The 23,319-nt window shown below is 41.6% G+C and carries 18 protein-coding genes; 15 read left to right on the top strand and 3 right to left on the bottom strand.

The genetic code is table 11. From position 1 onward, the window contains the following. Positions 1-24: 24 nt before the first annotated feature. The 13 genes from mnmG to N6H18_RS05540 all read left to right on the top strand — a co-directional run bounded on the left by mnmG (position 25) and on the right by N6H18_RS05540 (position 15,549). Positions 25-1,887, top strand: coding sequence for a tRNA uridine-5-carboxymethylaminomethyl(34) synthesis enzyme MnmG (gene mnmG, locus N6H18_RS05600; protein WP_407692835.1), 1,863 nt, complete (start codon positions 25-27; stop codon positions 1,885-1,887). A gap of 3 nt (positions 1,888-1,890) precedes the next feature. After that, positions 1,891-2,772: a class I SAM-dependent methyltransferase gene (locus N6H18_RS05595; RefSeq protein WP_262310854.1), complete on the top strand. Its 882-nt coding sequence runs from the start codon at positions 1,891-1,893 to the stop codon at positions 2,770-2,772. Continuing rightward, positions 2,769-4,511, top strand: a complete 1,743-nt coding sequence (locus tag N6H18_RS05590) for an Ig-like domain-containing protein (RefSeq protein WP_262310853.1) — start codon at positions 2,769-2,771, stop codon at positions 4,509-4,511. The genes N6H18_RS05595 and N6H18_RS05590 overlap by 4 nt, the downstream gene beginning before the upstream one ends. 392 nt (positions 4,512-4,903) lie before the next feature. Continuing rightward, positions 4,904-6,715, top strand: coding sequence for a tetratricopeptide repeat protein (locus N6H18_RS05585; protein ID WP_262310852.1), 1,812 nt, complete (start codon positions 4,904-4,906; stop codon positions 6,713-6,715). 91 nt (positions 6,716-6,806) lie between these two features. Then, positions 6,807-7,271: a MarR family winged helix-turn-helix transcriptional regulator gene (locus N6H18_RS05580; protein ID WP_262310851.1), complete on the top strand. Its 465-nt coding sequence runs from the start codon at positions 6,807-6,809 to the stop codon at positions 7,269-7,271. Then, positions 7,264-9,666: a 3-hydroxyacyl-CoA dehydrogenase/enoyl-CoA hydratase family protein gene (locus tag N6H18_RS05575; RefSeq protein WP_262310850.1), complete on the top strand. Its 2,403-nt coding sequence runs from the start codon at positions 7,264-7,266 to the stop codon at positions 9,664-9,666. Before N6H18_RS05580 ends, N6H18_RS05575 begins: the two co-directional genes overlap by 8 nt. Before the next feature lie 32 nt (positions 9,667-9,698). Beyond that, positions 9,699-10,058 carry a four helix bundle protein gene (locus tag N6H18_RS05570; RefSeq protein WP_262310849.1) on the top strand — a complete coding sequence of 120 codons (360 nt, stop codon included), beginning with the start codon at positions 9,699-9,701 and terminating at the stop codon, positions 10,056-10,058. An 18-nt stretch (positions 10,059-10,076) separates the two neighbouring features. Next, positions 10,077-11,252 carry an acetyl-CoA C-acyltransferase gene (locus N6H18_RS05565; protein ID WP_262310848.1) on the top strand — a complete coding sequence of 392 codons (1,176 nt, stop codon included), beginning with the start codon at positions 10,077-10,079 and terminating at the stop codon, positions 11,250-11,252. A gap of 110 nt (positions 11,253-11,362) precedes the next feature. Next, the gene (locus N6H18_RS05560; protein WP_262310847.1) at positions 11,363-11,971 is read left to right on the top strand and encodes a hypothetical protein; all 609 of its coding nucleotides are present in this window, start codon (positions 11,363-11,365) and stop codon (positions 11,969-11,971) included. Positions 11,972-12,117: 146 nt separating this feature from the next. Then, a complete protein-coding gene (locus N6H18_RS05555) occupies positions 12,118-12,591 on the top strand; it encodes a hypothetical protein (protein ID WP_262310846.1) in 474 nt (157 codons plus the stop codon). A 22-nt stretch (positions 12,592-12,613) separates the two neighbouring features. Continuing rightward, on the top strand, positions 12,614-13,021 hold the full coding sequence (locus tag N6H18_RS05550; protein ID WP_262310845.1) for a MaoC family dehydratase: 408 nt from the start codon (positions 12,614-12,616) through the stop codon (positions 13,019-13,021). Between the two features lie 141 nt (positions 13,022-13,162). Next, positions 13,163-13,972 (top strand): penicillin acylase family protein, encoded by an 810-nt coding sequence (locus N6H18_RS05545; RefSeq protein WP_262310844.1) that lies wholly within the window; start codon positions 13,163-13,165, stop codon positions 13,970-13,972. Further along, positions 13,867-15,549 (top strand): penicillin acylase family protein, encoded by a 1,683-nt coding sequence (locus N6H18_RS05540; protein WP_262310843.1) that lies wholly within the window; start codon positions 13,867-13,869, stop codon positions 15,547-15,549. Before N6H18_RS05545 ends, N6H18_RS05540 begins: the two co-directional genes overlap by 106 nt. Before the next feature lie 126 nt (positions 15,550-15,675). Here the strand turns inward: N6H18_RS05540 and mfd are convergent, their stop codons facing one another. Then, positions 15,676-19,032, bottom strand: a complete 3,357-nt coding sequence (gene mfd, locus N6H18_RS05535) for a transcription-repair coupling factor (protein ID WP_262310842.1) — start codon at positions 19,030-19,032, stop codon at positions 15,676-15,678. A gap of 440 nt (positions 19,033-19,472) precedes the next feature. On the opposite strand from mfd, the gene N6H18_RS05530 reads away from it, so the two are divergent. Together N6H18_RS05530 and N6H18_RS05525 are read left to right on the top strand one after the other, a co-directional pair. Continuing rightward, a complete protein-coding gene (locus N6H18_RS05530; RefSeq protein WP_262310841.1) occupies positions 19,473-20,240 on the top strand; it encodes a S1/P1 nuclease in 768 nt (255 codons plus the stop codon). Positions 20,241-20,474: 234 nt separating this feature from the next. Next, positions 20,475-21,344 carry a hypothetical protein gene (locus tag N6H18_RS05525; protein WP_262310840.1) on the top strand — a complete coding sequence of 290 codons (870 nt, stop codon included), beginning with the start codon at positions 20,475-20,477 and terminating at the stop codon, positions 21,342-21,344. Between the two features lie 79 nt (positions 21,345-21,423). On the opposite strand, the gene N6H18_RS05520 is transcribed toward N6H18_RS05525, so the two are convergent. Both N6H18_RS05520 and N6H18_RS05515 read right to left on the bottom strand, forming a co-directional pair. Beyond that, the gene (locus N6H18_RS05520) at positions 21,424-22,368 is read right to left on the bottom strand and encodes a pyridoxal-phosphate dependent enzyme (RefSeq protein ID WP_262310839.1); all 945 of its coding nucleotides are present in this window, start codon (positions 22,366-22,368) and stop codon (positions 21,424-21,426) included. Between the two features lie 32 nt (positions 22,369-22,400). Further along, entirely contained in the window at positions 22,401-23,234 is an 834-nt protein-coding gene (locus N6H18_RS05515; protein WP_262310838.1) for a glycerophosphodiester phosphodiesterase family protein, read from the bottom strand. Between the last annotated feature and the right edge of the window lie 85 nt (positions 23,235-23,319).

The raw sequence follows: 23,319 nt of genomic DNA, 5'->3' as shown, positions 1-23,319 counted from the left end.
CGTGGAACATTATTAATAAACGTTATGTTTCCAGAATACGATGTGATCGTGGTAGGTGCTGGGCATGCCGGCTGTGAAGCCGCTGCTGCTGCTGCCAACATGGGCTCCAAAGTCATGTTGGTCACCATGAATATGAATACCATTGCTCAAATGTCATGCAACCCAGCCATGGGCGGTGTAGCCAAAGGACAAATAGTTAGAGAGATAGATGCACTCGGGGGATACTCAGGGATCATTTCTGATAAGTCTATGATCCAATTTAGGATGCTCAACAAATCTAAGGGTCCTGCCATGTGGAGTCCAAGAACTCAAAATGACAGAATGAGATTTGCCGAAGAGTGGAGATTAGCACTTGAGCAAACACCAAATGTAGATTTCTGGCAAGAAATGGTAAGTGGACTGGTCGTCAAAAACAATCAAGTCAGAGGCGTGAGAACATCCATGGGTATTGAAATCATGGGGAAATCCGTGGTGCTAACCAATGGAACCTTTCTCAATGGAATCATTCATATTGGTGAAAAAAGATTCGGTGGAGGCCGTACAGGTGAGAAAGCTGCAACAGGCATAACCGAACAATTAGTGGAACTAGGGTTTGAAGCAGGGAGAATGAAAACAGGAACACCTCCAAGAGTAGATGGTCGTTCCCTTAATTGGAATGTGATGGAAGAACAGCCAGGAGATGAAGAACCAGGTAAATTCTCTTTCACAGACACAAAGCCTCTTGCAACACAAAGACCTTGTCATATCACCTATACCAACAGTGAAGTACATGAAATTCTGAAAACTGGGTTTGAAAAATCTCCAATGTTCACAGGGCGGATTAAAGGTTTGGGTCCAAGGTATTGCCCATCTATAGAGGATAAAATCAATCGGTTCGCAGACAGAGAAAGGCATCAAATATTTGTAGAACCTGAAGGTTGGAACACAGTGGAGATATATGTCAATGGCTTTTCTACAAGTTTACCAGAGGACGTGCAGTACAAAGCCATCACTAAAATTCCAGGGTTCGAACAAGTCAAAATGTTTAGACCTGGATATGCCATTGAGTACGATTATTTTCCTCCTACGCAGCTCGATGCAACCTTGGAAACCAAACGAATATCAGGGTTATACTTCGCAGGACAGATCAACGGGACAACAGGATACGAAGAAGCTGCCAGTCAAGGACTCATGGCAGGAATCAATGCACATAACAAGGTGCATGGCAAAGACAAATTCATCCTCAACAGATCAGACGCCTACATAGGAGTATTAATAGATGATTTGATCAACAAAGGTACGGATGAGCCCTATCGCATGTTTACCTCACGTGCTGAATTCAGAATCCTACTCAGACAAGACAATGCGGACATTAGACTCACACCTATTGGACACACACTTGGATTAGCATCCGACGATAGACTAGAGAAAGTACAGCAAAAAGTAAATCAAACAGAACAGCTCCTGAATGATCTCAACACTATTAAAGTAAAACCTGAAGAAGTCAATCAAATTCTAGAAAAGCGAAACTCGGCAACAATCAAGGAGAAAGCACCATTGATCAACTTCTTACGTAGACCAGAATTGGAAATAGAAGATATCATCAAGCTACATCCTGAGATACAAGAAAGAACCAAATCTCTGTCTCAAGAGGTCATTCAACAAGCTTCCATTCTTGCCAAATATGAAACCTATATTGAGAAAGAAAAAAGTCTGGCTGACAGAATGGGTGATTTAGATAACAAGAAGATACCATCAGGATTCAACTATCGTGAAATACCCGCTCTATCCAAAGAAGCAAAAGAAAAATTATCAAATATTCAACCTACCAATTTGGGCCAAGCCTCTAGAATCAGTGGAGTCAATCCTGCTGACATTTCAGTTCTAATGGTATATATGGCTAGATAAACTATGTACGAAAAAATAGATTCATGTCCATCCTGCAACTCGAAAGAGTTTGTCAACCACCTCATATGTGATGATTACTCTTTGACTGGTGAGAGCTTTGCTATCATGAAATGCAGCAATTGTCAATTGCTCCTCACCAACCCCAGACCTAGCAAACAATCCATAGGCAAGTACTACCAGTTCAAGGACTACATATCTCACACCAACAAAGGCACGAACCTAACCAATCAAATCTACAAGGTAGTCAGGAACTACACCATCCGATCAAAGTCCAAACTACTAGATAGATTGGCGGATAAGAAATCCATATTAGACATAGGTTGTGGAACAGGTCAGTTGCTTTCCTATCTGCAGGCCAATGATTGGAAGGTAACAGGAATAGAACCAGATGAATTGGCCAGGAAACAAGCCATCAACGAAATAGGCAATCATGTACATGAAGAACTCCGAGATCTGCCTAAAGGAAAGTATGGAATCATCACAATGTGGCATGTATTGGAGCATGTTCATGATATCAATGATACCTTACAAATCATCAGAAACTTACTATCCAAACAAAGTAGATTGGTGATAGCACTACCCAATTCAGATTCATACGATCAGCGATTCTACAAAAAACACTGGGCAGCATATGATATACCCAGACATTTGTATCACTTCAATCAAGCTACGATCAAGGAATTAATGAAATACAATTCATTCGAACTCGTAGAAACACTTCCGATGAAGTTTGATTCATTCTACGTGAGCCTTCTGAGCGAGAAGTACAAGAATGGCAAATCCAATTACATCAAATCATTCTTCATCGGTCTATTGTCCAACAGATGGGCAAGAAAAAACAATAACAATTACTCCAGTTTAATATACGTATTCAAAAAAGTATGAGAAGTCTATTCCCCATCCTGCTCTGTCTAGTCGCTATATACATCTACTCATGCGCCAATCAAGGTACACCAACTGGAGGACCTAGAGATACTATTCCCCCTCTACTCATAGAAAGCACTCCAGCCAACAAAAGCATTAACTACAAAAGCAAAGAATTTCACTTTGTGTTTGATGAAAGAATCGATGCATCCAAAATAAAACAGAAGCTTGTCATCACTCCATTCACAGAAAACAAATACAAACATCGAATCAAGAAGAATGAATTGTTTATTGAATTCGAAGAAGATTTTGAAGACAGCACCACCTATACTTTCAATTTTGCAGATGGTGTCGTAGATGTCACAGAAAAAAACTCCGTGGAAAACTTCATCCTAGCATTCTCAACAGGACCCTACATCGATTCGATTAGCATCTCAGGCACCATCAGAAACCTCTACAACAATAAAAAAGTAGACAAGGCGACAGTCACATTATACGACGTATCAGACACACTCAATATACTTACAGGAAAACCAAGGTACTTCGCCAAAACAGATACCTCTGGCACATACAAAATAGAGAACATCAAAAACTCCTATTACCAGATTTATGCATTCGAGGACAAGAATAACAACCTGACCAATCAACCAGATGAAGAGACACAAGGATTCATAAAGGATTCTATTGATCTCAACAGCAACAAAGAAAACATTGATCTAGCAATCCAGTTGCTCAACATAAATGATCTCAAAATGATCAGAGCAAAAAAGACAGGACAGTATTTTGACGTACTCTACAACAAATACATCCAATCCTATCAAATGAAGAAACTAGACTCAATGAGTAAACTACCCCTTCCCAAGAGCAACCTAATCAAAGAAAGGACAACACTCAGGTACTACTATGACTCAGCTTACCAATATGAAAAAGATAGCCTAGCTGTCATCATCCAAACCACCGATACGGTTTACAATCACATGTCAGATACTGTCTATGTACAATTCTCTGAATCTAAAAGAAAGCCTGAGAAATTCAATTCATCTCTGTTGCCCAGAGATCAGAGTAATGTCGACGAAAAGTTCAACATGATTATCAGGTTCACCAAACCCATCACTGAGTTCTACAGAGATAGCATGATCCTGCAATACGACACCCTTTACAAACAAAATATACCTGACAGTATTCTTCAATGGAATGAAGACATGACCGAACTGGTCATTAGTAATCAACTCAACAAGAATTTCTTCAAACACAAAGTAGACAGTCTTCTCAACCTACTTACAGACAGCACTCATATTCCACAAGACAGCAGTGCCATTGATACAGTGAAAGTCAAACAAGTCAACTACCTCACCAAGATCAAGACCAACCAAGTATATTATCTATTCAAAAAAGGTACGTTCATCAGCATCGATCTAGATACAGCCGAACAACAAACCAGATTCTATCAATTTAAAAATCCAGAAAACTACGGAATCGTATCTGGACAAGTAGAGACGACCAATCCTAGCTATACACTACAGCTAGTAGATAAAGATTATAAGGTAATAGCACAGAAGAAAAATCCAACCAAATTCATCTTCAACTATGTCAAACCAGGAAAATACACCTTTAGAGTTTTAATAGATAAAAATGAAGATCAAACCTGGACACATGGCAATCTCAACCTTCAAATGGAACCTGAACCCATATACTTCTATCCAGAAGAATTTGATATTCGCGCCAATTGGGAGATTGAAAACATTCTAATCAGCTTCTAAAACCATGTGGATAACTGTGGATAAATCGTTGAGATAGATCGCAGAGACTGTGTACAAATTCAGACAAAACAGTAGTTAACACCAAAGTCACTCATACCCCAACTAATAACTTTCCGTAACTCAGATATATCAACAAATTGTGGTCAACAACACACATCAGTATAAAGTAATCAACATAGTTCTAAAAACTGTGGAAAACCATATGACTAACTAAAAATCAATAACTTAGAATGTAGATAAGTTGTCCTTAAATTAATTTTAATACACGATCTACAAACAAGTCAAAAGAACATAAAGACTTATCCACATATCTACACAGATAGTAAATAATAATAGTTTATTTATAATCTATTTTAATATTGTAGGATCGGTCAAAGATGTGGAAAACGTATATGAAATTATTTCTCTCTCTAATAGCAATCATCATTCCGCTCAGCCTCGTGGCGCAGGACGATCAAAAAATTCAACTTGCCAATGAATATTATCTTAATGGTGATTTTCAAAAAGCAAAGGATGTCTATGATGATTTGTCCAATCGCAGAGAAAACATACCAACTATCCACAACAATTATTTTGATGTCTTGTTATCCCTCAATGATTTCAAAACTGCAGATAAGTATTTGAAAAATGCTTTGAAGAATTATCCATCCAATGTTTACTACAGAATAGATGAAGGAATCCTATTGACCGCAACGCAACGCCAAGATCTAGCAGACAAAAAATACGTTCAGCTCATAGATGAAATCAAAGAAAACAGTTTTTTGGTGCGGACTGCTGCGCAGTATTTTATCAGCAAGCAATTGACCGAATATGCTTTGCAGACTTATCAGCAAGGAAGAAAGTCTAGCAACGACCATCAGGAATACGCTCTGGAGCTCGCCAATACGTATCGTATTTTGGGAGACAAAGAAAAGATGATGAATGAATATCTCGTCTTCGCTTCGCTCAGACCACAAAACTTGAGATACGTCAAGAACATTCTCCAAAACCTACTTCAAAACGAAGAGGACATGCAAAAATTCCAAAATTCGCTCATGGACAATATCCAGAGAGATCCTAGTACAGATATGTATGCGGACTTGTTGATTTGGGCTTTTATGCAGCAAAAGAATTTCCATGGAGCCTTTATTCAAGCCAAGGCAATAACCAAGCGTTTTCGTGAAAATGGCTATCGTTTGATGGATATTGGGATGATCGCTTTGGACAACAAAAGTTATGTTGAAGCAGAAGAGGTATTTGAATACATTATTCAAAGTATGCCAGAAAGCCAATACTATTTGCAAGCAAGGCGTGAATTAATCAAAACGCGTCAAGAAAAAGTGAAAAATGTATTTCCTGTAGATCAAACGGCAATCCGTCAGCTTACCAAAGATTATGAGTCATTGATTATCGAAGTGGGATTGAATGCAGAGACGATCGAAGCGTTCAGACAAAAAGCCCTGCTGCATGCTTTTTATCTGGATGAAAAAGATTCTGCGATCGCCATGCTTAATCAAATTATAGCCCTGCCAAGAGTGGATCTCAAATCTAAATCATTGAGCAAATTGGATCTTGGCGATATATTTTTATTGATCGATGAGCCATGGGAAGCAACATTGCTTTATTCCCAAGTGGAGAAAGCTAACAAGTCTAGTGATATCGGTTATGAGGCAAAATTCAAGAATGCAAAGTTGAATTATTACTTGGGAAACTTTGAATTGGCCAAGAGTCACTTGGACATCCTCAAAACCGCCACGACCAAAGAAATTGCCAATGATGCCATGGCATTGAGCTTGTTGATTCAAAACAATACCGTTTTGGATACATCTGATTTTGTACTCAAGGAATTTGCTGACATTGATTTGCTCCGTTTTCAAAATAAAACACTGGAAGCCAAGGACAAATATTTGCAGATGTTGAAATCCTATCCTCACCATTCGTTGACTGACGAAATCCACTGGCAACTGGCTCATATATACTTAGAGATTGGGGAGTATGAAAACGCCGTCTTGAATCTGGATGTGATAGAGTCAGATTACAAAACAGACATATTTGGCGATGATGCGCTTTTCCTGAAGGGTAAAATATTTGAAGAATATTTGCATGATACAGATACTGCAATGGAGCTTTACAAATCATTTCTGATCACTTACCCAGGCAGCATCTATGTCGCGGAAGCGAGAAAGCGTTTTAGAACACTAAGAGGCGATAACGTTTACCAATAATTTCCCGTTTGTAGGTTTGAAAGTAAAATCAAACTTAGTATGCGTGCATACATTTTTTATATATCTTTGAGAGGGACGAGATGTGTAAGATATGAAAAAAGAAGAAACGGTAGACTACCACATCAAGGTAGTTTGGCATGCAATATCCAGAATGTATAATCAAGGAGGACAAGAGAGAGGGATCACTGCATCTTCTGGTTTTGTATTGCTCAACATAGATATAGAAAAAGGAACACCAGCGACTAAAATCGCGCCACTCTTGGGGATGGAAGCAAGGAGCTTGACCAGAATGCTCAAGAGTATGGAAGAAAACGGATTGATATACCGTGAAAGAGATCCAAACGACAAGAGGTCTGTTAAAATCATGTTGACAGAAGAGGGGAAGAAAAAAAGGAGTTTTTCAAAAAAGGCCGTCATTTACTTCAATGAAAGTGTACGTAGCAAAGTTTCCGACGAAAAACTAGCTGCGTTTTTTGAAGTGATGTCTTCCATCGAACAAGTCATAGAAGAAAACAGAAACATAGAACAACAAATAATTTTGATCGAAAATGAATAGAGCCATCAAAAAAGTTGCTGTACTGGGTTCCGGAATCATGGGATCACGGATAGCCTGCCATTTCGCCAACATCGGAGTGGAAGTATTATTGTTGGATATTGCACCGAAGGAATTAGACCCAGCCGAAACCGCCAAAGGACTGACCCTCGATAGCAGTGCAGTAAAAAACAGAATTGTCAATCAAGCATTTCAATCCACACTGGCTGCCAAACCTGCAGCATTGTACGACCCCACCAAAGCTGAATTAGTCAAATTGGGGAATTTCGACGATGACATGCCCAAGATTGCAGACTATGATTGGATTATCGAAGTAGTAGTTGAAAATCTTGCCATCAAAAAATCGGTTTTCGAAACAGTCGAAAAGTACCGAAAATCTGGGACACTCGTCACATCCAACACCTCAGGGATTCCTATCCATCTGATGACGGATGGACGAAGTGAGGATTTCAAAAAGCATTTTTGTGGCACACACTTTTTCAACCCACCACGATACCTGAGACTGCTGGAAATTATCCCGACCAAAGACACAGATCCAGAAGTCGTCAAATTCTTGATGAACTATGGAGATTTGTTTTTGGGCAAAGAAACTGTGCTTTGCAAAGACACGCCAGCCTTCATCGCCAATCGAATAGGAATCTATGCGATCATGTCGGGTATGCATACCATCGAAAAAATGGGATTCACCGTCGGTGAAATTGATAGAATGACTGGACCGATCATCGGTCGCGCCAAATCTGCAACTTTCCGCACGATGGATGTGGTAGGATTGGACACGACAGTCAAAGTCGCAACGAATCTCTACGAGGGTTTGCCACACGACGAATCCAGAGATGCATTCAAACTCCCAAAAATTGTCCAAGAACTCTATGACAAAAAATGGTGGGGAGACAAAACCAAGCAAGGCTATTTTAAGAAAACGGTCGATAAGAATGGCCAGAAGGACATTTTGGAGCTCAATCTCAAAACCATGGAATATGGCGAGCGAACCAAAGCAAGCTATGAGAGCCTCTCTAAGGTAAAAGACATCGAAAATGTCAAAGAACGCCTTCCGATCTTAGTTAACGCTGAGGACAAAGCAGGAGAGTTCTACAGAGCGACGTTCTATGATATGTTCAAGTACTGCTCGATGCGAATCCCTGAGATCGCCGATGAGCTATATAGGATCGACCAGGCGGTCGCCGCAGGCTTTGCTTGGGAGATTGGTCCATTCGAGACGTGGGATGTCTTAGGCGTCAAGGAAACAGCTCAAAAAATGGAGGCCGCAGGAATGAAGCCAGCACCATGGGTGCAAGAAATGCTCGATGGTGGTCACGAGCGCTTCTACAAATTCGAAAAAGGCAAAAAACTGTATTATGACATTCCGTCCAAATCTTACAAGGTAGTCCCTGGTACTGAGGGTTTTGTGATTTTGGAGGCTTACAAAGAAAACAATGTAGTCTTCCAAAATGCAGGTTCTACTGTTTATGATATTGGAGATGGCATTCTCAACGTAGAGTTCCACACCAAAATGAACGCCATCGGAGGTGAGGTGATCGAAGGTATCAACACAGCCATTTCGAAAGCCGAAGAAAACTACCGAGGAGTTGTGATTGGCAATGAATCACAGCAATTTTCTGCTGGAGCGAATCTGGCGATGCTGTTCATGTATGCTTCAGATCAGGAATATGACGAAATCGACATGATGATCCGACAATTCCAACAAACAATGGTTCGAGCGAGATTTTCGGATATACCTGTGGTGTCTGCGCCATCTGGCTTGGCATTGGGTGGGGGTTGTGAATTGTCCATGCATTGTGATGCGATACAGGCACATGCCGAAACTTACATTGGTTTGGTTGAAGTCGGAGTTGGGCTGATCCCAGGAGGGGGAGGAACCAAAGAGTTGACTTTGCGTGCTTCGGATGAATATTCAGAAGGAGATCCAGAACTAAATATTCTTCAGAAGTATTTTATGAATATTGCTACGGCAAAAGTGGCCACTTCAGCTGCAGAGGCAGCTGAGATGAGTATTTTGAAATCTTCGGATAGAATCACGCTCAATAGATCTCGACTTTTGGCGGATGCCAAAGCCAGAGCCATCGAATTGGCAGAAGCTGGCTACACCAGACCTACCGAGCGAAAAGATATCAAAGTCCACGGACGCAGTTCGATGGCAATGTTCGAAGCAGGTGTGACAGGTATGTTGTACGGCAATTATATCTCCGAGCATGATGCCAAGATCGCCAAAAAATTGGCTTACGTCATGAGTGGTGGAGATTTGACCTCCAACACTTTGGTTTCGGAGCAATACCTGCTTGATCTAGAAAGAGAAGCTTTCTTGAGCTTGACAGGAGAACCAAAAACACTGGAAAGAATTCATAGCATCTTGTTCAAGGGAAAACCTTTAAGAAACTAGTAGTTAGATACTAGATTTTAGACACTAGACAAATGCATGATTTTGGAAAACTGAACATTTGGAAAAGAAGCATTGAGTTGGTGACAGAAATATATCAACTCACAGGTCATTTTCCAGAATCTGAAAAATTTGGATTGACCAATCAGATTCGTAGATGTTCTGTTTCTGTTCCCTCAAACATTGCTGAGGGAACAGGTAGAAAATCAGACAAAGAATTTGTCCAGTTCTTGAGCATAGCCATGGGTTCATTATGTGAACTAGAGACTCAATTGATAATTGGTGAAAACCTCAATTTTATCAATGAGGAGCAAAAAGAGACCGCAGTCTCCGAAATAAATGAAATACAAAAAATGATAAGGGTTTTCGGCGAAAGTCTAAAATCTAATGTCTAAGTACTAAAGTCTAAAAAAATGGAAGCTTACATAGTTAAAGGATATAGAACAGCAGTTGGTAAATCAAAAAAAGGTGGATTCAGATTCATCAGGCCTGATGATCTCGCTGCAGATGTGATCAAGCACCTCACGGCACAAGTGCCAGCGCTGGATCCAAAAAGAATAGATGATCTCATCGTGGGCAATGCCATTCCCGAAGCGGAACAAGGCATGCAGATGGGAAGGATGATTTCGTTGTTGTCGTTACCGGTCGAAGTGCCAGGTTTGATCGTCAACAGATATTGTGGTTCGGGATTGGAAACTATCGCCATGGCCACTGCCAAAATCAAAGCCGGAATGGCCGAGTGTATCATCGCTGGTGGTACAGAGTCTATGTCTCTCGTTCCGATGATGGGATACAAAACAGCCCTCAACTGGGAAATCGCCAAGAACAATCCAGAGTACTATTTGTCAATGGGCATGACTGCCGAGGAAATCGCCAAAGATTATGGCATTTCTCGCGAGCAAGCGGATCAATTTGCCGTTAAATCTCATGAAAAAGCACTTGCAGCGATCAAAGACGGAAAATTCAAAGACGAGATCGTCCCGATCACTGTCAAAGAAACCTACATCAACGACGAGGGCAAAAAAGCCGAGCGTGAATATGTAGTGGATACTGACGAGGGTCCAAGAGCAGATACTTCCATGGAGGGATTAGCCAAGCTGAGACCAGCTTTCAAAATGGGAGGGCAGGTTACAGCGGGTAACTCATCTCAAACTTCTGACGGAGCAGCTTTCGTCATGGTGATGTCGGAGCGCATGGTCAAAGAATTGAAACTGGAGCCGATTGCGAGATTGGTGACTTATGCTGCGGCAGGCGTGAGTCCACGCATCATGGGCATCGGTCCGGTCGAGGCAATTCCGAAAGCTTTGAGACAAGCAGGGATGAAACTCAGTGATATCGAGCAAATCGAACTCAACGAAGCTTTCGCTGCTCAATCACTCGCCGTGATCCAAGAAGCGGGACTTAATCCAGACATCATCAATGTCAATGGAGGAGCAGTGGCACTCGGTCACCCACTAGGATGCACAGGAGCAAAACTCTCGATCCAACTGCTGAACGAAATGCGCCGCAGAAAACAAAAATACGGCATGGTTTCCGCCTGTGTTGGCGGTGGACAAGGTGTCGCAGGCATCTATGAGTTTTTGAGCTAAATTAGTTTACCGTCGCCCTCGCTCGAAGCGAGGGCGACGGTTTCATTTAAGGTCAATTGTATTTTCCTTTCTCTTTGGATATCTTTAGTAGCACCCAGCCAACTAAAACCATGGGTATTCGCCACACCCAACTACATCCCGAAAAATACTATCACATCTATAATCGAGGAGTAAACAAAGGAAAGGTCTTTTTTGATACAGAGAGTTATCACTTTTTCCTTCGCCAATATGCCAGATATGCTCATCCATTTTTAGAGACTTTTGCGTACTGCTTGTTACCCAATCATTTTCACCTATTGACCCGTGTAAAGTCGGAGCAAGGAATCCATCAACAAATAAAAGCCGATAATGATCAGCCCGCCTACAGACATATCAGTGATGCTTTGTCCTACTGGTTGAAAAGTTATACACAAGCCATTAACAAGAAATTCAAAAGAACAGGCGCACTTTTCGAAAGGCCTTTCAAACGAAAGCTGGTGGAAGAAGAAGCCTATTTTTCTCAGTTGATTGCATACATTCATCTCTACCCACAAATACATGGCTTATTTGGAAATTACAAAGAGTATCCCCACTCCTCATACAAAAGTCACTTGACCAATATGCCATCCAAATTAAATAGAACCGAAGTTTTGGACTGGTTTGGTGGCTTAAAGCAATACCACGATTTTCATGAATCACAAGCTGATTTCAGCAAAATCGAAAGCCTAATATTAGAATGACCCACCCTTCTCTTCAGGAACGTCGCCCTTGCTCCGAGCGAGGGTGACGGTTTATAGCTAATCGACCATTGGTAATTTGTGCTACAAGTCGCCCCAACTACTAATAAAATTGTCCATTTTTCAACATTAGCACTTATCTTTATTCCATGAAAAAGCTATCCATATTACTCCTAGCAATTGTGCTGTTTGCAGCCTGCTCCACTGACAAAAAGGAAAGTACAGAAAGTACGGATCTCAAGAAGGAGGAACAGATTGAGGGCAAATGGATGAATCTCAGCCTACTCGTCACGATGAAAAGGTTGAATAACAAAGACTCCGTCTTGCTCGCCAATGAGGGGGAATGGGAGAAAATCCTAAAAATCAAACCCATCGAGACAACTTTCAATGCCGACAGCACTTTTGCCTCTCAATACTACACAGTTGATGGTCAGAATTTCAACACCGTCTATGGTAAGTGGTGGATTGAAAATGATTCGCTCGTGATGTTGTCAGAAGAGGGAACCACGAAATACAAATACGAGATTCGTGGAAATCGTGTCAGATTCAAAGCTACGCTGGACTGGGATGGAGATGGAATTGCCAACGACGAATATGATGGTGTGCAAGTGAGAATGGATTAATATTGCCGAAATTTTTAGAGATATGTTGAAAGTAGGAGATCAGTACAGCACAGAGTTTAGCATCAGCCAAGAGCAAGTCAATTTATTCGCGGAGTTGTCGGGAGACAAAAACCCACTACACCTCGATGCGGAGTTTGCCGCAGAGACGCCTTTCAAAAAGCCGATTGCACACGGAATATTTTCAGCCTCATTTATTTCCAAAGTGTTGGGCATGGATTTTCCTGGACAAGGCACCTTGTATCTGTCTCAGAATCTTTCTTTCAAACGACCAGTGTTTCCAGAAGAGGCCTACGAGGTACGACTTGAAATCATCGAAACCACAGAGGGAAAACATACTGCTACCATCAAGACCCAAATTTTTGACAAGGCAAAAAACAAACTGGTCGTAGATGGTGAAGCTCAAGTGAGGCATCTGGAGAAACTCCCATAACATCCAACTTCAGAGTACAGTCCTTTTTGGAAACGCTATTTGACAAATTTCAAATAACTATTTTCCTTTTTCTAGCCTCAACAGATTATGCAATGCGCATAATCTACGCTAAATTGAAGCATAGACTAAAATATCAAATCTATGCTCAAGAAATTTTCGGTAGCCATCGTAGTCTTGATTGGTTTGCTTTACCTCATATATTATTTGATTTCCACATCACTAGAACCCCAATATTCTGGTACCGCTGTTTTGTGGGGATTGGAATCTAAGTCTACGGTTTATTTTGACAAGTACGGCGTGCCACATATCTATGCAGAATCTGAGCTAGATGCCTATCGTACGCTGGGTTATGTCCATGCTCAGGATCGCCTTTGGCAAATGGAGTTGGTACGGCGAATTGCACCAGGGAGATTGTCTGAGATTTTTGGCAAAGACTTGTTGAGTGCAGATATGTTTTTCAAAACATTAGGTGTCAACCTATATTCCGAACAGCAGGTTGCAAGATTGAAAAGTGAGGGAGACCCAAATGTTTTGAATGCTGCCCAAGCCTATCTTGATGGCATCAATGCCTATATGCATCATGGTCCGACTCCAATAGAGTTTATTATTTTGGGAATCGAAAAGCGAGATTTCGAATTGGTCGATATTTACAATGTCCTAGGATACATGTCCATCAGTTTTGCACAAGCGCATAAGACAGAACCCGTCCTGACTCAGATTTATCAAAAATATGGCGTAAGGTATCTGGATGATCTGGACATAGATGGGAGAGAAGGTACTCAACTGATGATGAACCACCAATTGTCCGTTCGCTGCTTCAGATTTCGAGACAGGTTTCGGCAATTATGGATCAATTGCCTGCTGCAGCCTTTATTGGCAGCAATAGTTGGGTACTGGGCCCCACCAAAACCAAATCAGGAAGGGCAATTCTTGCCAATGATCCTCACATAGGCTATTCCCAACCGGCAGTTTGGTATGAGGCACATATCGAAGCGCCAGGTTTTAGTCTCTACGGGTTTCATCTCGCTGGATTCCCTTTTGCTGTCATCGGTCACAACCGACGGATGGCGACTGGCATGACGATGTTCGAAAATGACGATATCGATTTGTACTTCGAAAAAATAAGTAAGTCTGACACCAGCCGCTACATACAAGATGGAATCTCCAAAGTACTGACTTACCGACAAGAAACCATTATCGTCAAAGACAGTTCTGACATTTTGCTAAATGTACGGTCTACAGCTCATGGTCCAATCATGAATCAAGCATTAGGGTTGAGTGATTCGATTCCCCCTGTTACCATGATGTGGACTTATCTCCAGTTGCCCAGTGATGAGCTAGAGGTTCTTTACAAATTGCAGCGAGCCAAAGGCATACATGAAGCCAGAAACCAAATAGCTAAAATCCATGCACCAGGACTCAACATGATGTATGCCGATGTGGGTGGCAATTATGCCCGTTGGTCTGCTGCTACATTGACTCATCGCTCACAAAGTGCCACACCGAAACTCATCATGGATGGATCGGATTCTAAAAATGACCCTTTGGGTTATTATGATTTTTCGTACAATCCCAAATCAGAAAATGCACCTTGGGGCTATGCCTACAGTGCCAATAACCAACCAGATTCTATCCATGGCATTTCACATCCTGGCTATTACTTGCCAGAGGATAGAGCCAACAGAATCATAGAACTTTTGGATCAGGACAAAAAGTGGGATGTGAAAGGGACCCAAGCCATGATGCTCGACTATCAATCCAATACCGCGATGAGTATCAATCAGTCAATTTTGCAGAGTTTGGATTATGGTCACTTAAAAGAGCCTGTCCATCAAAGCGTCTTGGATTTGTTGAAAGACTGGGATGGAAATTTTAAAGAAGATGATCCAATCGGTACTGTTTTCAACAAGTTGATATTCAAAATACAACAACTGGCGATGCAGGATGAATTGGGCAAGGAATCATTTGAAGCTTATCTCAAAACACATGTGATGAAAAGAAGCCTCGAACCACTGATTGCCAATGACTCATCTGTGTGGTGGGATGATGTCACTACGGAAGAAAAGGAAAGTAGAACGGACATCATCACGGAGGCTTTCATATCAGGAATCCAAGAGCTGCAAACTCAACTCGGTGATCAGGTATCAGACTGGCAATGGGGCAAAGTGCATCAACTAGAGCACCAGCATGTATTTGGCAAAGTAGCACTGCTCCGAGGGATTTTTAATGTGGGTCCTTTTGAAGTATCGGGTAGCAACGAGGTGATTAATAATTACCTGTTCTCTCTCAATGAAATGGGCGAAGCGCACGTACATGCTGGACCCTCTACACGCCGAATCGTTGATTTCGCAGATGTGGAAAAAAATAGTTGGAGCATTTTGCCGACAGGCAACTCAGGCAACATATTTTCTCCACACTATGAAGATCAAGCCAAAATGTACGTACAAGGGAAATTTAGAAGGATGTTGATGAACAAGAAGGAAATCAAATCCATTTCGAAAGCACCATTGATCCTAGTTCCGAAGTGAAAAATGCCACTATCTCTTGAAATAAGCTTTTCCCCTTTGGAGGGGGGTGGGGGAGTAATCTATCGAAATGTGCCAAAGTTGTAAATGTTAAATCTACTACTTTTCATAAAATGTGATCTAAAATCTTTAAAATGAAGATTTGATATTGCCCAATTGTTGGATCGCAATTTCTATTTCTTCTACTCCTGTGATGATCAGCATGAGTTTTCCTTTCATCTCCTTGATCTGATAGTCTTTGGGGTGCTGCTGAATATAGGACATCACTTTGCCAAAAATGGGGGAAGTATAGTATCTGTCATTCTCTTGTGGTGGAAAATAGCAACGCATTTTGCCGCTTTTGATCACTAGTTTTTCAAATCCCAAATCAATGGCAATCCACCGCAATTTGACGGTTTCGAATAGGGCCAGTACTGATTTCGGAATTTTTCCGAAGCGATCTTGGATCGATTGGGTAAATATCGCCAGCTCACTGTTGGTTTTGATGTTGTCCAGTTGTGTATAGAGGCTCAGTCGCTCAGTGATGTTTTTGACGTAGTCTTCTGGAATCAAAATTTCCAAATCAGTCTCTATCACACAGTCATTGATGAGTGTTTTGCTTAGGTCTTTGTCTTGATCTGCAAACAACTCTTTGAATTCGTTTTCTTTCAAGTCTTGGACTGCCTCGTCCAAAATCTTGTGGTACATGTCGAACCCAATATCGGTGATGAAGCCACTCTGCTCTCCACCGAGCAAATTGCCCGCTCCGCGGATATCGAGATCTCGCATGGCGACTTTGAATCCATCTCCTAGATCCGAAAATTCCTCCAAAGCACTCAATCTTTTGCGTGCATCTGTAGATAGCTTGGAGGTAGGAGGCGTAAACATGTAGCAAAATGCTTTCTTGTTGGAGCGACCGACTCGACCTCTCATCTGATGGAGATCGGACAAGCCGAAATTCTGCGCTGAGTTGATGATGATGGTGTTGGCATTGGGGATGTCCAAACCTGACTCGATGATGTTGGTAGAAACCAAAACATCATATTCACCTTCGATGAATTTGAGCATGACTTTTTCCAGTTTGGGTCCATCCATTTGGCCATGAGCCACACCGACTCGTGCATCTGGTACCAATCTATGAATCAGATTGGCTATACTTTCGATATCACTCACTTTGTTGTGTACGAAAAATACCTGACCCCCACGACGCAACTCAAAACTGATAGAATCTCTGGTGACTTCCTCACTGAAGGTATGTAGTTCCGTGGTGACTGGTTGACGATTCGGAGGAGGGGTAGCGATGATACTCAAATCTCTTGCCCCCATCAGCGAAAAGTGCAGCGTCCGAGGAATGGGCGTTGCGCTGAGTGTAAGTGTATCGACGTTGACTTTGATCTCTTTGAGTTTGTCTTTGATTTTGACACCAAATTTTTGTTCCTCATCGATGATCAACAGACCCAAGTCATGAAACTGCACGTCTTTGTTGACGATACGGTGTGTACCGATCAGAATATCAACTTTTCCTTCTTTGACTCGCTGGAGGACATCTTTGATTTCTTTGGTCGTACGGAAGCGGTTGATGTACTCTACCACGACGGCAAAACTGTCCAGACGACCCTTGAAAGTATGGTAATGCTGCATGGCCAAAATCGTCGTAGGTACCAATACAGCTACTTGTTTGCCCTCGATAGCTGCTTTGAAAGCAGCTCGAATCGCAACTTCTGTTTTACCAAAGCCTACATCTCCACAAACCAGTCTGTCCATCGGATGTGCTTTTTGCATGTCGATCTTGACATCTTCGGATGCAGAGGCTTGATCGGGTGTATCTTCATAGACGAAGGACGTCTCCAACTCGGTCTGGTGATAAGTATCCTTGCCGAACGCAAAACCTGGGGCAGCTTTTCGTTTTGCATACAGTGCAATCAGCTCTTTGGCGATGTCCTTGACTTTGCTGCGTACTTTTTTCTTTTTGTTTTCCCACTCTGGTGAGCCAAGTTTGCTCATCTGCGGAGGCCCACTTTCTTTGCCACTGTATTTGGAGATTTTGTGTAGAGAGTGGATACTCAGATACAACAGATCGTCATCACGGAAGACGATTCTAACAGCATCTTGTTTGTTGCCGTTGACTTCTACAGTATCTAATCCTGCAAATCGCCCGATTCCATAATCCACATGGACGATGTAATCCCCAGGATTGAGAGTACGGAGTTCCTTGAGGGTAAGTGCTTTGGATTTTGAATGTTTTTTTCGGAGCGCATACTTATGAAAGCGCTCAAACAACTGATGATCTGTGAATAATGCGATCCTTTGGTTGTGGTCTATGAACCCCTCTCTCAAACTGAGGATAATGTTGTCAAACTTGATGAAGGGATTGATTTCTTCAAAAATGGATTGTAGTTGTTGAATGGGTTTTTCGGAATCCGAAGAAATAATGGTAGCATAATCCTTTTGCTGATAGCTCTCAAAACTCTCAGCCATGATTTCGAAATTCTTCTGAAACGAGGGCTGTGCGCTGACCTCAAACGAAAAGCTATGTTTGGCATCACCTGAGTAGCGATTGCCAAATTCAATCTTGGCGTATTTTTCAATAGCTGTTTGAAAAGATTCAGGGGTTTCGAAAAGCAAGTCAGGTCTTAGCACAATCCCTGATTGTCCACTGGCCTCCATGATGTCATCAAAATTGACGGTCGCTTTTTCAAAATATTTATCAATTACATCCAGCGTATGTTGTAGATCTTTGATCCATATTTTGGAGTTTTTTGGGACATAATCCATGAAAGACTGTCTCCATTCTTCCAGCAATTTGGTCTGTATGTTGGGGATGATGTTGACGGTTTTCAGGGCGTCTTTGGATAGCTGTGTTTCGGGATCGAAAGTACGGATGCTTTCGATATCATCTCCGAATAGCTCTATCCGATAGGGTAGCTCTCCTGCATAGGAATATACATCCAAGATTCCGCCACGGACCGCAAACTGGCCCGGCTCATAGACAAAATCATCTTGTTCGAAACCGTAGGTGATCAACAGCTCAGTCAAGAACACTATATCGACGGTTTCACCCACTTTGGCAGTCCAGGTATTTTCTACCAGCGATTTTTTGTTGATTACCTTTTCGGTGAGAGCCTCTGGATAGGTGACGATGATTTCGCCAGAGGAGGCTTTGTTGTTGATGCGGTTGAGGATTTCTGCCCTCATCAGGATGTTGGCATTTTCTGTCTCTTCAAACTGATAGGGCCTTTTGTAGGAGGACGGAAATAGAAGTACTTCTTTGTCTCCCAAAAGATTTTGAAGATCATTATGAAAATAGGCCGCTTCTTCTTTCTCGTGAAGGACGAAAATGTGGTTTTGGTGATTGGTTTCAAAAACGGCCGCTGCGACGACAGCATCCATACTACCAACGAGTCCTTTGATACTGACGTGGGTATTTTCGTTGGCTTTGATGCAATCTGCCAGGCCTTTGACTTGACTATCAGCTCGATAGATGGAGAGAAGTTCCTTACTTTTCAATACTCAATATTTTGAATTCAATAATTGAATTATGCCCTGCAATTTAGCACTGGCTATGAATAGGCTTGGGCAAAGGTATGTCCAATTGACGACTATTGCTCCTGTTAAAACTACCCATTGACAAATTAATTACATGCCCGCGCAACCTAAGCGGGTGGTTTTCCTTTTAAAACAATAAGTAATAAGTTCTAGTTAGTATTATTGATATTTTGAGCTTGCGTTAGCTCAAAAATGTTAAGGTTAGGTTAGTAATTCAGCACGCTCGTTGGGGCGTGCTGAATTCATTTTAAGCCTCTTCAATTTTACCTAATTAACCTTTTTCGAAGGTGTTTATCTCAAAAGTTAAAAAGTCTTAAAAACTCTGCACTCTCTCAATAATATAGATTCAAATTTGCCTAATCCTGAAATAATTCAAATCTTTATGAAAAAATTGAAACAACATGAAATCTAGAAGCATATTAGTTTTGGCGTTGACGCTGTCTTGTTTGACGGCCTTTGGTTGGGGCAAAACAGGTCATCGTGTCGTTGGAGACATTGCCTATTGGCATCTCAATAAAAAGGCAAAGAGCAACATTCATCAGTTGCTCAAACATGAGCACCTCAACATGGTGGGCAACTACATGGATTTTATTCGCTCGGATAGTAAAAACGATTACATGACGCCATGGCACTATTGTACAGTACCTGATGGACAAACCTATGCAGAGGCAGGTACACCAGATGAAGGTGATGCTGTGGTCACGATCAACAGGCTAATAGAAGAATTGAAGACCAAAAAATTTACTTATGGTGACGAACTAGAAAATTTGAAGTACCTGGTTCACCTGGTTGCAGATATTCATCAGCCCTTGCATGTGGGTAATGGAGAAGACAAAGGTGGCAACACTGTCAAAGTGAATTTTATGTGGGAAGACACCAATCTGCACAGTGTGTGGGACAGTGGTTTGATTGATTACCAACAATTGAGTTTTACGGAATACTCTAAGTGGATCAATCATGTGTCACAAACAGCATTGGAGAAATACCAATCTGAAGGAATCGATGTTTGGATTCAGGAATCTATGAGTTACCGTCCCCAAGTTTATGACATTCCAGAAAATGGAAAGCTATCGTACGAATACAACTATAAGAATATCTCGATTGTCAATGACCGATTGCTCAAAGCTGGTGTGAGATTGGCAGGCATCTTGAATGAGATATATGGTTAGACTTTGCATATAGATATGAAACAAAGAAGGGGCTCATTCGAGCCCCTTCTTTGTTTTCTAAGATTCTGTCAAGAATATATTGGTAAAATTAAATTCCAGATTACACACAAAATTTTTCCCCTTTTCATATAAAAAATACTCATAAAAAGGTATTGCGGATTAGCAATATAGTTTGATTATTTGTGGAATCCACCTGCTTGAATTTTCACTATTTAACCTTTCAACGTTTATTTTATGAAAAATTTATTGACTTATGGTTTGGTGTGTTTGACACTATTTTTTACCTCTTGCTTGCTCAACAGGGAGGAGGATGAAAAGCCGAAAGGCGAAGATGTTTTGAATGAGGAAATCATTTTGCCTGCGGGCTCATTTTCGGTAGATGACGATCAATTGACGCGTGATCCGGGTTTGACTATTTCGAGTGGTACTTCGTCTGCTGCGGTAAGAGTGGAAGAGGGCCAAACCATTTCTGCTTCTATTACTTTTAGTTCTGCAGATGCCAATGTGACTCATGCTGGGATCAGATTTGGTAACTCTGGGAAATCTTGGCTGATACCTATCAGTGCTGCCAAAGGCTATTCTTCAGGTACTTTGAGTTTTTCTATGGGCATACCTAGTGGCCTATGTGATCAGATCAAGAGTATTTGCCATGATGTGAAATGCTATGAGTTTGCAGTAGCGAGTGCTGGTGGATCATCGTATCGTATTTCTAATGAAAACATCAACGAATTGGTATTAGGATGTGGTGCATGTGATGATTCCTCATGCAAAGAATTGGCTGTAGGATGTAGCTGTGATGCCAATACGATGAATGCTGATGCACAACGCATCAGCACTAGTTTGTCAAATTTGTCAGGAGACATTGATCAGCTTTGTTCGTTCTTCTATTCAGAGTTTGTACCATGGTATGACTCAGTTGTTGATTGCTTGAGTCAAAGTGGTGCGTCTCAAACAGATGTAAGAGCCATACTGGATTCCTACAAGACCTTGAAGGATACTTATGATGATCTTTGTAGTTCAGCAAGAGGCAGGACTGATGTCGATCATGAGCAACCCGTGAATGATGCATTGGAGCTCGTTGAGCTAGTGAAATCAAAAATATAAATTAGGATAAAAAACAAAAAGGCTTCTCAATCACTGAGAAGCCTTTTTGTGTTATAATGGCCAAATTTTTCTTTTGAGATTAAAAAGGCAAATCGTTCATTTGAACATTTCCTCCTGTGAGGATGATGCCTGTTTTCTTGCCAGCAAACACTTCTTTGTTTTTCAACAAGGCGGCCACTGCTACCGCACTAGAAGGTTCGATCACTATTTTCATTCTTTCCCAAACCAATCTCATCGCAGAGATGATTTCTTCTTCACTCACGCAGTACACTTCATGTACATACTGTTTGATGATTTCAAAATTCATTTCACCCACCGAGACAAGTAATCCATCGGCAATTGATTTTGGGTTTTTAACTCCTTGGAGCTTTCCAGCTTTGAAGGATAGGTAAGTATCATTTACAGCTTCTGGTTCTGCCAAAACCATTTTGGTAGTAGGACTTACAGTGGCCAGTGTCAATGCAGACCCAGCTGCCAAGCCACCTCCACCTACTGGTGTGATCATGTAGTGCAGGTCTGGTAGCTCCTCGATGAATTCCTTAGCCGCTGTGGCTTGGCCCGCAATGATTCTTGCATCGTGGTAGGGGTGTACTTGTATCGCTCCTGTTCTTTCGATCACTTGCTTACAAGTTTCTGCGCGTGCTGTTTCAGTTGGCTCACACATAGTGATCTCCGCACCATATCCTCTCACTGCGTCGATTTTGACTTGAGGTGCATTGTGAGGCATGACGATATAGGCTTTGGCACCTGCTTCGGCAGCAGCTTTGGCGACAGCTTGTGCATGGTTGCCGGACGAATGGGTAGCAAATCCATTTTTGCGCTCCTCGGGTCGATAAGACATGATCACGTTGGCAGCACCACGCATTTTGAACGCGCCGATTTTTTGAAAATTTTCACATTTGAAATATACCTGTCCACCTACCATCTCGTCGATCGTGCTAGAGGTCATCACCTGTGTGTTGTAGATATAGTTGCCTATTCTGGTATGCGCTCTCTTGATGTCACTTAAATTTGGAAACTCCATGATTCTGATTGTTGTTTTTCTCGATCTGTAATTTAATTCTCAAATATGTCTATTACCCTATTTGGGTAGTCAGAAATAATCCCATCTACGCCCCAAGAGATCATTTTTTCCATATCTGCTGTTTCGTTGACCGTCCAAGGGATGACTTTCATATTGAGAGAATGTAGGTATTTAACTTTTTCCTCATTTAGGAGTGGGTAGTAGCAGCTGTATTTTTGTGGATGGAATCCTAATTCCTGAAGGTTCTCTTCGATCGGAAGTGTATTTTCTACCAACACGGCCAGTTCGATATCTGGATAGTTTTGATGAAAATATTGCAAAACTCGAAAATCAAATGATTGCACATTGAGAAGGTTTTTGTTCATGTGCTTGTTGATAAAGTCATAGACCAAATCCGAAAATACCTGGGGGGTAGGGTGAAACTTGTCATCTCCTACGGGGAGGCTTTTCACTTCGATGTTGTATCGGATATCTTTGATATCGTGCTTTGCGGCATAGTCGTTGACAGCATTGACCACATCGATCAGCAAAGGTTTGGCAACTACCATCTTTTGCTGATCAGGAAAATGCTTGTGAAATTTTGACCCCACGTCGTATTTTTCTACCTGTGCATAAGTCATCTCATAGATGTTATGCTTTGTTTCTTCTACTTTGGGGATGTCACGACCCATAGAATCAAGCACAAAGACATGATTCATAAAGGGCTCATGAGAGACGAGCAGTTGACCATCTTTGGTAACAGCTAGGTCCAATTCCAGTGTAGTTATTCCCAATTCCAGCGCCTTGATAAAAGCTGGAATAGTGTTTTCGGGCATCAGGCCTCTGGCGCCTCGGTGTCCCTGAATGTCGATGCTAATGGTTTTCATGGTCTTTGGTTTGCTACAGGCAGTGGCTAATATCAGGAAGAGTAAGACTATGTGTAGAAATCTAAGTTGTTTCATGTCAGTTGAA

It is taken from the genome of Reichenbachiella agarivorans, from assembly GCF_025502585.1.
Classification (GTDB): Bacteria; Bacteroidota; Bacteroidia; order Cytophagales; family Cyclobacteriaceae; genus Reichenbachiella; species Reichenbachiella agarivorans.
The sequence above is the reverse complement of the archived record's forward strand: the minus strand, read 5'-3'. Positions and strand labels throughout refer to the sequence as shown.